The sequence below is a fragment of the Stenotrophomonas sp. STEN083 genome (assembly GCF_056759195.1).
The window spans coordinates 1-12,828 of record NZ_JBRRCU010000094.1 but is presented as its reverse complement, the minus strand read 5'-3'; the positions used below and the strand labels follow the sequence as shown (position 1 = coordinate 12,828).

Below are 12,828 nucleotides of genomic sequence, written 5' to 3'. Positions count from 1 at the left end.
AAAAAGCGGGGTCTCTGGGGTCTTTCGTCCGCATACCCCCCAGCGACCCCGGTTTTGCCGGTTTTGCCGGTTTTGACCCGGCTCTACCGCTACCCCCGAAACCGCTCAAGAACCCCCGCCGGATAATCCCGCTGGAACGGCAGCTCCTTGCGGTGCGCATAACCGATGTAGCAATCACAACGCTGGTTCGGACAGCCGCGCGGGCGCAGCTGGGCCGCAAAGCTGCCGTCGTACAGATTGCCCAACGGCTCTGCGACGAAGTGGCAGCGCTTTACGTTGCCATCGCCATCCACTGACACCACGTTCTCGCCGGTGAAGCAGGGCGCGCCCAGGCTGGCCGAAGGTTGGAGGTTGAACAGGAAGTGCGGGTCCACGCGTTGCAGCTGCTGGATCTCGGCATCGCTGTAGTAACCGGCGGGGCGCTCGTCGTAGGCGTTGATCCACATCGGCACCTCGTCCGGCAGTTCGCCGCGCAGCAACTGGATCTCTTCCAGATGCTCACGCATCGCCACCATGCCAACCGTGTAACGCACGCCACGTCGGGCCAGTTCATTGCAGCGGGCCAAGAAGGCGGCGCGGGTTACCTGCCCCGGGTGATAGGTGCACCACAGCGCGAAGCTGTTGAGATTGACCTCGTCCAGCCAGCGCGTGCCGATGCACAGGTTGGTCTGTATCACCACGCGGCGGACGTGCGGCATATGGCTCAGCTGCACCATCGCATCGCGGTAGTGGCGGCGCACCAGCCCCTCTCCCCATGGCGTGAACAGCACCGACAACTCCATCGTCTGCCGCTCCGCCCAGTCGACGAAGCGTGCAAGGTCCTCGGCGTCGCGGCGCAGGGCGGCGCGGGTGTCGTAGGTCTTGGCGAAGGGGCAGTACGGGCAGTCGTAGTTGCAACTGCTCAGCCGGCCGCGATAGAGGATGGAAAGGTGCATGCGCGGCTCAATCCAATTGGTAATCGCGCATGCGCTCGGCCACGCCAGCGGAGATCAGCCACGGGCCGATGGTGTCGGCGCGGGCGAGACCAGTGTCATTCAACGCGACCAGTGCATCCTCGCGCGTGGCCAAGCCCTGTTCGAACAACTCATCCAGCTGCGGCAGGTCGTCGAAGCACTCCGTGCCGAAGCGCTCACGGTACTGCGTAAGATCCAACCCCGGTTGCGCCAGCAGGGACTGGATGACGAAGCGGCGACGGCGCTCGTCCTCATCCAACCGCACGCCATAGTCGATGCGGGCGAAAGAGGCCTCATCGCGTTCCAGGTAGTGCGCAAGAATATCCGCCACCGAGCGGCGGCTGACGCCGTACTCGCTGGAGTAGTGCAGGCCGCTGGTATACGAGCGGGCGCCGCAGCCGATGCCAACCATGCCGTCGCTCTGGCAGCAATACGCCGGTCCACCGGAATCCGGCGCGTTGGCCGCGCGGAACATGCGCATCGAGACCTGCTCATAGCCAGCGGCCAGCAGACGCTCACGGCCGGCTTCATACAGGGCCAGGCGGTTGTCCACCGATTCGGGATGAATGACGAAGGAGCGCTTGCTGCCTTCCTTCGCACCGATGCGGTCCAGCCCGGTGTGCGGGCGCACGTACAGGGGATAGAGGTAAAGCTCTTCCGGCTGGAAGGCGAGGGCGCTGTCGATCGAGGTCAGGAAGCTGGCCACGGTCTGCCCGGCGATGCCGTAGATCAGGTCCAGGTTGAGCGTTGGAATGCCTGCCGCACGAATCTGCGCGATGGCTTCCTCGACCACCGCGCGTTGCTGCGGACGCACCAGCGAGCGCACTTCCGCATCACTGAAGCTCTGGATGCCCATGCTGACGCGGTCGATGCCGACGTCGCGGCAGATCTTCATCTTCGCCGCGTCCACGGTTTCCGGCGACACCTCGATGCCAGCGGGAATCGAATGCAGGTCGATGTTGGCGTGGCGTTGCACGAAGTCGAACAGCCGCTGCAGCTGCGGCGCATCCAGATAGGTAGGCGTGCCGCCGCCCAGCGCGAAGCGCACGAAGCGGTGCTCGCCCAAGGCGTCGGCGGTTACCCGCAACTGCTTCTCCATCTGCGCCAGATAGGCTTCCACCTGCGCCGGCGCCGGCCGCGCCATTGCGAACAGATTGCAGAAGCCGCAACGGTAGCTGCAGAACGGCACGTGCAGGTACAGGAACAATGCATCACGCGGCTCGCTCGCCCAGGCATCGGCAAGCAGCGGCGGCTGCGTGATCGGCCGGTACGCGGACTTGTGCGGGTAGGAGTACGAATAGGCCTGGTAGGGCTCGAGCCGCAGCAGCTCTGACAAACGATGGGCGGTCATGGGCTCAACACAAAATGCGCATAGGGGACGTTCATCACCGTCTCGTGGGCGAGGCGGTGGCCGTGGAAGCCATCCTCGCCGTAAGCGGTGCCATGGTCGGAACAGATGATCACGAAGGCCGGCCCACGCGCACGCAAGGCAGCGAACAACGCCGCCAATTCGCCATCAACGTAGCGCAGCGCGGCGCAGTGGCTGTCCAGTCCATCCGCGTCGCAGCCGGGCAGGTAATGCCGGTTCGGCTGGTGGATGGCCGAGACATTGATGAAGAGGAAGCAGCGCTGCTCGCCCGCTGCCTGCAGGCGCTCGCAGGCCAGTGCCACTTGGCGCTCGGTGGAGTCGACCGCGGTCACGCCGAGCTCGGGCTGCCAGTGGCTTTCCTCGAACAGGCCCGGCAGCTGCGAGCCCAGCGCGTTGCGGCGGTTGAAGAAGCCAACGCCGCCAATGCAGATGCTGCGGTAGCCCTGGTCACGGAAGCCACCGACGATATCGGCACGGCCGGAGAACACGAAAGTCTCCGGCACGATGGTCTCGCTGCCTTCAAACTCCAGCGCGAACAGGCGCGGATGCGGGCCCGGTCGTGCAGGCGTGGGCAGGAAGCCGGCAAAGAACGCCGAGTGCGCCGCATAGGTGAAGCTGCCCGGCGTATGCCGCAGCTCCCAGCCATCGGCCGGCAGGTGCGGCGCAAGCACCGGCAGCTCCCCGCGCTCGAAGCAGCGCTGGGCCGCATCGAAGCGCAGGGCGTCCAGGGTGATCATCACCACGTCATGGCTGCCGACGATGCAGTGCATGTCGGGCAAGCGGGTCTCAAGCATGGGCGTACTCGTTGATGGCGGAACGCGCAGGCGCCAACAGCGCCTGGTCTTCGTAGGTGGTGCGCCCGTCATGGCGCAGGTCCAGCAGCAGGTCGCCGAAGCCATTGGCTTCCAGCACCCAGCTGCGCGTACCGCGCACGATCAGGTCGAAGCCGATCATGCGGCTGGCGGGGAATGCAGCTGCGGCGCTCACCGTGGCTGCTTGCAGGTGGCGGATGGCATCGGCATCCAGCAGCGCTTCCAGCTGTGTGCGCGCATTGCCCAGGTGCAGGTTGGTCAGCGCGCCCGCGCTCATCCGCGCTACCCGCTGCCGTGGCTGGCCATCCAGCGCGACCACGCGCACGTCATAGCGACGGCCATCGCTGCCCGGCACGGTGGGTTTGGGAATCCAGCGCTCGATGTAGGCGCCTTGCTCGGCCAGCAGGTCGACCAATCGCGCGATATCGCGGTGCCGGTCGTAACGACGCTGCCGCAGCGAGTTGAACACCCGCCAGCGGCCGTCCTGTTCCACCAGTTCCGCCGAGCCATAGGCGACCTCGCGCCCATCGCGGTTGCGCGCGTAAGCCAGCACGCCCGCGCCGGACGAACCGTAGCGGGCCTTGATGAACACGCGCTCGCAGGCCGCATCGCGCAGCTGCGCGCATAGATCCTCGTAGCCGCTGATCGCCCCGAACAAGGGCGGCACCGACACGCCTGCATCGGCCAGCACCTGCTGGCAGTGGAGCTTGTCCGACATGCAGGCCAGATCGACCGGTGCATTGAGGTAATGCGGCCCCGCTGGAAGCGACGCCAGCACATCGGCAAAGCCGGCATACCAGAACTGCTGATGCACCAGCTCGCCATGCGCGGCAGGCAAGGGCGCATCGCCAGCAGCGCCGGACAGCTCCCAGCCACGCAGCACCAAGGCCTGATGCAGCGCAGGCGCTTCGCCGGGTGACTCCAGTTTGACGATGGCATCGGGCGCCTGCGCGAGTGCCTCAAGCAGGCGCGCAGGCTCGGCGAGCAGGGTTTCGTAATCGAACACATGCGCGGTAGGCGCGCCCTGATCGTGCAGGGCACGCTGCAGCCACCCGATACGGCGGCTGCCGCGCGGGCCGATCAACAGCCAATTGGCCATCTTCGCCTTACTCGGATACCGCCACGTAGCGGTCGCCGTCGTCTTCTTCTTCCGGATCGTCCAGCACCACCGTGCACGGCAGCGCCTGCAGCTTCTGCTGCCAGGCTGCGGAAATGTAGTGGTGGCTCAGGTCGATGCGCTGCAGACTGCCCAGGTTCGGGCTCTCGCACAGCGCCTGTGCGCCGACGTCGCCGATGGTGCCCAGCGAGAGGTCCAGCGTCTGCAGCGTACCCAGCCAGGGCTCACCGGCTAGCCACACCGCCAGCTCGTCGCTGATCATGGCGTTGCGCAGGCCCAAGTACTGCAGGCGCTCCGGCCCAATCGCCAACAACAGGCGCTGGTAGACCGCCACATCGCCATCGAAGCCATAACCATCATCGCCAAGCCACAGCTCAAGATGGCGCAAGGCCGGCAGCGTGGAGTTGGCGATGGCAATGACGATCTCGTTCGGCAGGCCGCCGCTCTCGATCGCCAGTTCCTGCAGCGACGCATGCGTGAAGGGCTGCAGCTCAAGTTCGGAGGTGCCACGGATACGCAGCGACTCCAGGCCCGGGAAGGCCTCCAGCAGCGGGTTGTAGGAGATCTGGTTGATCCACGACATCTCGCAGTCTTCGTAGGTCATGTCGCCCACGAACAGCGCCTTCAGGTTGCCCAGCTCGGCACGGCGCGCAATCAGCCCATCGATCAGGCCCTGCGGGCCCTCGCCGGAGGCTTCATCCCATGCGCCGATGACCAGCACTTCAATCGACTTCGGATCAACCTGCTCGAAGAAGTTGGCCAGCAGTTCCTCTTGGCTCTCGTCGCTGTCGTATTCCTGCATCAAGCGGTAAGCGACATCGCCGGCTACGGCCGAGCCACCCATCTTGAAGTCAACGACTTTCTTGCCACGATAAACCTGTGTGTATTCGCCAATGGTCACGGTACGTCCTTGCCGGAATGGGTGCCGTAGCATAACCGAGAGGATGCGAATGCTGGCAGCAATGCAGCACGTTCGATGGAAGGCGTACAGCCTTCGCCGTTCCGTAATCTCGCTGTGCTAGAGCAGCAATCAAGTGCAAACAAGCAAGCAGAAGAACCAAGCGAAGCCAGCTCAACCCCCTCCCTTGCGCGCAGCGCAGGGGAGGGCTGGGGAGGGGTGCTCTCCGCAGTAACCCAACAGATCAAGCACCCCCAGCTTCGCGGCTCACGCAGCTCCCACAGAAAGAGTCCACCAGCAAACCAGCAGCAAAAAGCGAAGCCAGCTCAGCCCCCTCCCTTGCGCGCAGCGCAGGGGAGGGTTGGGGAGGGGTGCTCTACGCAGTAACCCAGCAGATCAAGCACCCCAGCTTCGCAGCCAACCCACCTCCCACAAAACCAAACAACCAGCTTCAGACCTACAACGAACTACAAACAGCCACATAGTTCCCCTGGCTGATATTCAAATACTTAACCCCGTTGTAGTACTTGTACCCAACCCCCATCACCCGATGCCCATCCTCGGTAGGGAACACCACAAACTCATACTCATCCCCAAACAGCGGATCAGCAGGCGTAAAGCTCAAATTGACCTTGTCACCAAGATCATCGTGCTTCCGCTTCCAGGTCATCTTCCCCTGCAAGTCCTCGCCCAGCAGCTTCACCTGCGCCCGCTGCGTCTTGGTGTCCCAGGAGATCAACTCCGGGCCAATCGAATCACCCTCGATCTTGCAGATGGTCGTTTCAGCAAAAGCAGGCGCAGCAACGCCCAGCAGAAGAAGGGTGGCCAGGCGAGATGGTTTGAATCGCATTGAGTATGTCCAGTAGTTCGGGCCAGCGTTGCTCCGCAACGCCGTGCCGCGTTGTACCAGACCAGCGCAGTTGAAAGCCATCGCCAAAGCCGTCGGCGCGATCACTCCGCCAGATAAGCATCCGTCGCAACAACCCGTCCATAACCGAACTCAAACGAAGCCATCATCGCCGCATGCACCTGCGCAGCCGGCGCCACAATGCCGTTGAACTCCAGGTCACGCGTAGCGCAGGCGTCATGCAGCACGGTGACCGCATAGCCCATGTCGGCGGACGCACGCACCACCGCGTCCACGCACATATGGCTCATCGCACCAACCACAACCACGTCCTCGATCCCGCGCGCTTCAAGCTGCTGCTTAAGATCGGTATCGCGGAACGAATTGACGTGGTTCTTGACGATCACCGGCTCATCGCCGTTGGGCGCGACAGCGGTCATGATCCGCACCCCGTCCGAGCCCGGCACGAAGATCGGCGCATCACTGCTGGTGGATTCATGGCGGACATGCAGCACCGGCACGCCCTTGGCCCGCGCGTCGGCAATCACGCGCACCGCATTGGCGGTGGCGGCATCAATGCCCACCAGCGGCAGCTTGCCAGTGGCGAGGTATTCATTCTGAAAATCGACGACGATAATGGCGCGCTTGCTCATGTACGGCTCCCTGATGGGTGGTTGAATGGTGTGGGAGAAGTCTCCGCGACCAGCCTGCCACCACGAAGAGGCGCTACCGACATTCTTGAGGGCTGTACCGACAGATGCGCACCGACGGTCACATCCAAGTGGGAATCCTGCTGTATCCCGGCGCCCAGCTGGCGGCGGTCCTCGGCCTGACCGACCTGTTCGCCCTGGCCGGCCGGCTCGCCAGCGAACGCGCAATACCCGCCGCCCCCGAACTGCAGGTCACGCACTGGCGCATCGATGCCCCCGGCCAAGCGCCGCAGACCGTCTACAGCTCAAGCCAGCAACCAACCGGCACACCGCAGGTAATGATCCTGCCGCCCAGCATGCAGCCGCCGATCTCCACCGAAGCCGCCGCGCCCTACCTGGACTGGCTGCGCGCACTGCACGACGACGGCAGCACGCTCGCATCGGTCTGCGCCGGCGCATTCCTGCTGGCCGAAACCGGGCGCCTGGCCGGCCGCACCATCACCACCAACTGGCAATACGCCGAGCTGCTGGCCGCACGCTTTCCGGACGTGACGCTGGACGTGGACCAGATGCTCATCGACGGCGGCGACATCTTCAGCGCAGGCGGTGCCATGGCCTGGACCGACCTCGGCCTGCGGCTGGTGGACCGTTACCTCGGCGCCGCAGTGATGCTGGATGTCGCACGTACGCTGTTGATCGACCCACCCGGCCGCCAACAGCGCTACTACAGCAGTTTCTCGCCACGCCTGACGCACGGCGACGCCGCAGTACTGGCCGTGCAGCAATGGCTGCACGACACCCATGCCAAGCAGGTCGCATCCAACGAGCTCGCACAACGCGCAGGGCTGGAAGAGCGCACCTTCCTGCGTCGCTTCCAGAAAGCCACCGGCATGACCGCCACTGTGTACTGCCAGCGCGTACGCGTGGCCCGCGCACGGGAGATGCTGCAGACCAGTAATGTGCCGCTGGAGCGGATCGCCTGGGACGTGGGTTACAGCGACCCGGGTTCGTTTCGGAAGGTGTTCAGTCGGATTGTGGGGTTGTCGCCTGGGGAGTATCGGAGGCGGTTTGGTGGGTAATAGTCTGTCGCAGCGACGGTCACGACGTAAGCGTGGCTCCGTTCTAAATCTCGCTCGTTATGACTCTTACGCTTGTTGTGCTGTGCCTTTCGAATAATATTCGATTGACTATGCTGTTGTGGGTTGTAGGTTGTAGGTTGTAGGTTGTGGGTGCCGTATTGAGGTTTCAAGTTTGTGGCAATTGTCTTGTAAAGTTGAGTCTTTCTCTGGCCTCGCCGGTAATGAGTGTTTGCTATTGCTGTTAGGTCAATTTTTTCACTTGAATACTGCTGGCGCTCACAGTAGAGGTGTCGAGTGATAAGGCCCTTTAAGGCACTATTGCCTCCAAGGTTAGGATCGAGATCAAATAGTCAGGCTGATATTCTTGGCGGCGGAATTGCAAGTAAGTTGCAGGTGCCGCTACGAGGCTGTCTTAGGCAGATGGATGGTAGGTAGATATCTTGGGAGATTGATCAATGGACGATGATGAGAAGCCTTTTCATGGTGATCGCCCAATCGAAAGTAGTGGTGAAGACCGACTCGGGTTTGGCCTAGCTGCTAGGCATGTCGCAGATGCCATTCATAAAATGGCGTCGCCAGATGGCTTCGTTATTGGTATCGAGGGTGGATGGGGGTCGGGAAAGTCGAGCTTTATTAACCTTGTTTCCAATGCGCTACGTGATTTTGGAGAAGATACGCCACGAATAATCCGCTTTCTTCCTTGGTTGATTAGCTCCCGCGATGGACTGCTAAAAGAGCTTTTTGTTGAAATCACGAACGCTGCGATAGAAGTCGATTCCGACCTCCCGCCGTCACGGTGGGATAGGGTGCTTTTGGGAAGGGTATTTCCGAAGCGCTACTCGGCGAAAGCTGCTCGTAAACGGAAGATAAGAGCTCTCTTTTCCGGATTCTCAACCCGGTTGGTGCAGACTGGGAAGCTAGCTGAGTTGTTTGGTCTGATTGGTGCAGGGACTGCAATGGAGGTTGGAAAGCGATCAATAGATGAATGGCTCGGCGGTGCCTCCCTAGATAGAGAGAAGGGTGAAATTCAACGCGAGCTAAGGGGTTTAAAGCGAAAGATAGTAGTTTTTATAGATGATCTTGATCGCCTTGAGCCTGCTGAGGTGACGGAGGTGCTCCGCCTGGTACGCGCGGTCGTTGACTTTCCGAACATTGTTTTCGTGCTTTGCTATTCCCGCGAAGTCCTTGTGCGGAACCTTTCAGTAGAATTGGAGATCGAGAATGGCGACTCCTTTTTGGAGAAAATTGTTCAGGTCAGTTTTCATGTGCCGAAGCCTGAAGCTTTTGATTTGCGGAGAATGTTCCGTTACGAGCTACAGCTCCTTTATCCGGAATTGTTAGGAAATGACGATTCACGCGGAGACGCAGTACGGAATCGTCTCGCCCAGGTAGTTGATGATGAAGGTGGTCGGGCGTTATTGACCCCGCGGCATGTTGTTCGAGCAGTTAATTCGCTGCGTTTCTACGCAACTCCGGTCCTGGCTTGCATCGATATCCCTGACATGGTGTGGTTGCAGCTCGTTCGCCTGCAGTCTCCTCAACTTCACGAATGGATCGAGCGTTACTTGATCGAGTATTCTGCTAGGCATGCGGGGGCGACGATAGCTGAGGAGAGCAAAAGCATTGAGCTCAGGCTTTTGAATTCCATCATTGATGAGCCCACTAGCGCTAATTCGTTGCGTGATGCGCGAAGAGAGGCGCTTGCTTCAAATCTGCCTGGTATTAGCTTTGATTTAATTAAGCAAGATGGTGGCTCCACCTGGGGGCTGACCTTGTACGGAAATCAGGAAGTGTCGAGCTACGTTCGTGATAAGCGGTTAGGTAGCCCTCAGCATTTTCGGTATTATTTTGCTTTGTCAGCTCCACAGGAGTCTATTAGCGATATGGCTTTTGCCATATTCCTCGAGAATGCTCAGCACTACCCACCTAGGGCAGTGGTTCAGCTCACGGAGCTTGCAAGCGCCCTCACTCCGCAAGGGCGGGTGGCTGCTCAGCCCCTATTGGATCGTCTTAAGGGAGGTGGCATAGCTTCTGTTGCTCCGTTGGCTCTACCAGGTATAGCGGAAGCCTTAGCCGCAACCATGGATGCGGCTGCGTTGACAGTCGGTAGAGGTGACTGGGGTGAGTACTGGATTTGGCGCGATGCAGCTCGGGTTTTGGAGAGCATTTGGAAAAAAATAGGGGCGGGGCAGTCACGTGTAGGCCTGACCCAAGGACTTTTTGCATCAGGCGCATCCATCGGATGGCTTACAGAGATACTTCGAGGCGAAATCTTTGACCACGGCCTGTATGGGGATCAGAAGAAGCCTCAGGACGAATGGTTATTGTCAGAGAAGGAGTTGGCGGTCGCGGCCGAGGAATTGTTGCGGAGGTATCGGGAGTTGACAGCCGCTGATCTGCATCGAATTCCCAGAGTTATCTCAGTATTCTACGCATGGATTCAATATGATTCAGATTTGGCTGAGGAGGTCAAGAGGAAAGTGGTTGATCTTTGCCGGGAGGATGTTGATTTCCTTAAGATGCTGAATGAAATGCGGAGTTGGCATGCTACGAACGATGTGGTCTCTTACCCGTTGAAGGCATCCAATGTCGCTCGCTTCTTGAATGTGGAAGAAGTGCTCAGTCGATTAAATAAATTGGCGGCTGGATCGGATTCTAATTTGGCACGGCAGGCCAGTGAGCTAGTTGGAGCATTCTCCTCATCAAGTGACATTTAGCTGGCACCGACTATTCGTTACTGACATGGGGGTATTTATCTTCTTTTTAGATCGCAATCGAATCCGTTGGCTAGGAGCCATCTTTAATAAACTTCAGCGTACGATGTGCGTGAAATTAGCTTTGAGTCGAGTGGGTTGATATTTGTTGGCTGTAAACAATGATTTGTGGCCTTTCCGAGTGCTGCGGCTCCATCAAAAATAGATTTCATTCCGGTGAAAATGTTTCTTGTGAAGAATTGCTGGTTGATTGACTGGGAGTCGTCTGGTTAGCGTCGGCTCTGGTGGTCGCGATTTATCGGAGGATTTTCTTTCTAGAGGTCACGAGATGTCGCTCCCTGAGCAACAAGAACAGTGGGAGCGCTAATGATGGGCCAACCACAATGCCGGATAGCGGAAGCCACAAACGACGCATCCCCAGCCTGCGCCCTTCGGCGCAAATGAGTGCAATTGTCGCGAGCCCCGAGATGAGGACATCCGCCCAGGCAAAAGCGGCAATGTTGCTGGATGTCGCCTGCTGCACCAAGAGCGGCACATTGAGGCCGTTGGCGGAAATCCATGGCACAAACTGGGCGAGCGGTAGGGCGGTGCCTGCGATGCAGAGAAGTAGGTAAACAAACCGCATGTTGCTCTCCGGCTGATTCGATTGGTTGTCTCTGGCGTGGATTATCGCTTGGACCAAGTGATCTTGGGCCTTGTTGAGGGCTAGCGCGGTAGGTTCAGTGGGATCAAAGAAGACCGATCCGCAATCATTTCCGGAGCCCGTAAGAGCTGAGCGGCACCAAGCGGCACCTAGGCGCGCTCAGCCCTCAATTACCCATTACCGATGGACATTTCCGCCACCCCAACTCACTGGCATGCTGTCGCCTGCTTATCAGGGGATGAAAGTCGATGTTTCGATCTGTTGTTTTCGCGGCTGCATTGTTTGCCGCGCTTCCCGCGCGCGCGGAACTGGCCTTTGAGGCGCCGGTGGCCTGCACCGACGCGGATTCGTCTCCTGCGCTGAAAGGCAGCCTTTGTGTCACCACCCATGTTCCGCTGCGGCATGAATCGCCGGCCGATGGTTCGCTGAAGCTGTTCGTGCGCTGGTTTCCTGCCGAGACGGTGGAGCGGCGTGGGGAGGTTTGGTTGTTGGCTGGTGGGCCTGGTGAGTCCGGGGCGTCTTTGTATCCGGTGGTTGCGACCTTCCGGCGTGCGTTTCCCGGTTATGACCTGGTGATTCCGGACCACCGTGGCGTGGGCCGGTCGGAGCGCATTTGCCCGGTGCAGGAGGCGGCGGACAGTGCGGATGGTGCTGCGTTGGCCGGGGACGAGTGGGGTGGCTGCATTGGCGCGATGTATGCGGATGCGGCGCGCACGCAAGCGTTCTCGGTGACCGAGGCGGCGCAGGATCTTGCGCTGCTGATGTCGCGCTATCGCGGCAGTGGGCCGACCTATCTGTACGGGGTGTCGTATGGCACGCAGCTGGCCTTGCGTGCGCTGCAGGTGGCGCCGATGCCGCTGGACGGTTTGATCCTGGATGGGCTGGTGCCGCTGGAGACCACCGAGCAGTGGGATCTGAGTCGGCGCACGGCGTTGGTGGATGCAGTGGGGCGTTCGGTGCTGGGTCAACAGAAGGTGGCGGTCTATCAGCGTGTGCTGGCCGCTGCGCCGACCGCGCCGTGGAAGGACGCGGTGCCGGGTGGTGATCTGCGTCGCTTGCTGGGCTCGCTGCTGAACATCCCTGCGCTGCGTGCGCGTATTCCCGACATCGTCGATGGGCTGGCGGTGAACGATACGTCCGCGCTGCTGGCGACGGTGGCGGAGTTGAAGACGGCGATGGCGGGGATGGGGCAGGGCGGTAACAACCAGCCTTCGTTGCCGCTGGTGATGTTGATCTCGGCGTCGGAGAACAATGCGCGGCCGGGGCTTACGCGCGAGCTGGTGGAGCAGGAGGCTGCTGGGGCTTTGTTTGTCAGTGCCATCCCGGGGTTTCTGGTGGGGGCGCCTGTGCCTGCTTATGGGAAGGATGCTTGGTTTGGGAAGTCGCCTGGGGTGCTACCGAGGACTTTGGTTGTGCATGGGACGCTGGATCCGAATACGGCGTATGCGGGGGCGGTGGAGCATGCGGCTGTGCTGGGGAAGGCTGGGGAGGTGAGCTTCAGCACGGTGGAGGGTGGGGCGCATTTGCTGTCTTACTTTGCGCCTGGGTGTTTTGTTGAGGCGGTTGGGGTGTTTGTTGCGGGTGGGGAGGCTGGTGGTAGGTGTGTTGAGCGGTGAGTCGGTTGGGTTTTACGGCTGAGTTTGGTTGGGGGGCTGGAGGTTTGGGGTTGGTGGTTTTGTTCTGCCCTCACCCCAACCCCTCTCCCGCCGGCGGGAGAGGGGGGTTGGTCATGCGGGGGCGGGGCTA

The 12,828-nt window shown here is 60.7% G+C and carries 11 protein-coding genes; 3 read left to right on the top strand and 8 right to left on the bottom strand.

What is annotated here, in order from left to right; genetic code table 11:
* Positions 1-89: 89 nt before the first annotated feature.
* From ACVOK8_RS18365 to ACVOK8_RS18335, 7 genes are all read right to left on the bottom strand, one after another.
* Positions 90-935: an STM4011 family radical SAM protein gene (locus ACVOK8_RS18365; protein WP_481568082.1), complete on the bottom strand. Its 846-nt coding sequence runs from the start codon at positions 933-935 to the stop codon at positions 90-92.
* Positions 936-942: 7 nt separating this feature from the next.
* Positions 943-2,304 carry an STM4012 family radical SAM protein gene (locus tag ACVOK8_RS18360; RefSeq protein WP_481568081.1) on the bottom strand — a complete coding sequence of 454 codons (1,362 nt, stop codon included), beginning with the start codon at positions 2,302-2,304 and terminating at the stop codon, positions 943-945.
* The gene (locus ACVOK8_RS18355) at positions 2,301-3,116 is read right to left on the bottom strand and encodes an STM4013/SEN3800 family hydrolase (protein ID WP_481568080.1); all 816 of its coding nucleotides are present in this window, start codon (positions 3,114-3,116) and stop codon (positions 2,301-2,303) included. Before ACVOK8_RS18355 ends, ACVOK8_RS18360 begins: the two co-directional genes overlap by 4 nt.
* Positions 3,109-4,218, bottom strand: a complete 1,110-nt coding sequence (locus ACVOK8_RS18350) for an STM4014 family protein (protein ID WP_481568083.1) — start codon at positions 4,216-4,218, stop codon at positions 3,109-3,111. Before ACVOK8_RS18350 ends, ACVOK8_RS18355 begins: the two co-directional genes overlap by 8 nt.
* A 22-nt stretch (positions 4,219-4,240) precedes the next feature.
* Positions 4,241-5,152 carry an STM4015 family protein gene (locus ACVOK8_RS18345; RefSeq protein WP_481568079.1) on the bottom strand — a complete coding sequence of 304 codons (912 nt, stop codon included), beginning with the start codon at positions 5,150-5,152 and terminating at the stop codon, positions 4,241-4,243.
* Positions 5,153-5,606: 454 nt separating this feature from the next.
* Positions 5,607-5,999, bottom strand: coding sequence for a hypothetical protein (locus tag ACVOK8_RS18340; RefSeq protein WP_481568078.1), 393 nt, complete (start codon positions 5,997-5,999; stop codon positions 5,607-5,609).
* Positions 6,000-6,100: 101 nt separating this feature from the next.
* Positions 6,101-6,649, bottom strand: coding sequence for a cysteine hydrolase family protein (locus ACVOK8_RS18335; protein WP_481568077.1), 549 nt, complete (start codon positions 6,647-6,649; stop codon positions 6,101-6,103).
* A 104-nt stretch (positions 6,650-6,753) separates the two neighbouring features.
* Here ACVOK8_RS18335 and ACVOK8_RS18330 point away from each other — a divergent pair, with 104 nt between their 5' ends.
* Both ACVOK8_RS18330 and ACVOK8_RS18325 read left to right on the top strand, forming a co-directional pair.
* Positions 6,754-7,725 carry a GlxA family transcriptional regulator gene (locus tag ACVOK8_RS18330; protein WP_481568076.1) on the top strand — a complete coding sequence of 324 codons (972 nt, stop codon included), beginning with the start codon at positions 6,754-6,756 and terminating at the stop codon, positions 7,723-7,725.
* A 455-nt stretch (positions 7,726-8,180) separates the two neighbouring features.
* Positions 8,181-10,442, top strand: coding sequence for a KAP family P-loop NTPase fold protein (locus ACVOK8_RS18325; protein ID WP_481568075.1), 2,262 nt, complete (start codon positions 8,181-8,183; stop codon positions 10,440-10,442).
* A gap of 292 nt (positions 10,443-10,734) precedes the next feature.
* Here the strand turns inward: ACVOK8_RS18325 and ACVOK8_RS18320 are convergent, their stop codons facing one another.
* Positions 10,735-11,064: a DUF2834 domain-containing protein gene (locus ACVOK8_RS18320; protein WP_481568074.1), complete on the bottom strand. Its 330-nt coding sequence runs from the start codon at positions 11,062-11,064 to the stop codon at positions 10,735-10,737.
* A gap of 266 nt (positions 11,065-11,330) precedes the next feature.
* On the opposite strand from ACVOK8_RS18320, the gene ACVOK8_RS18315 reads away from it, so the two are divergent.
* Positions 11,331-12,698, top strand: coding sequence for an alpha/beta hydrolase (locus ACVOK8_RS18315; protein WP_481568073.1), 1,368 nt, complete (start codon positions 11,331-11,333; stop codon positions 12,696-12,698).
* The last annotated feature ends 130 nt before the right edge of the window (positions 12,699-12,828 follow it).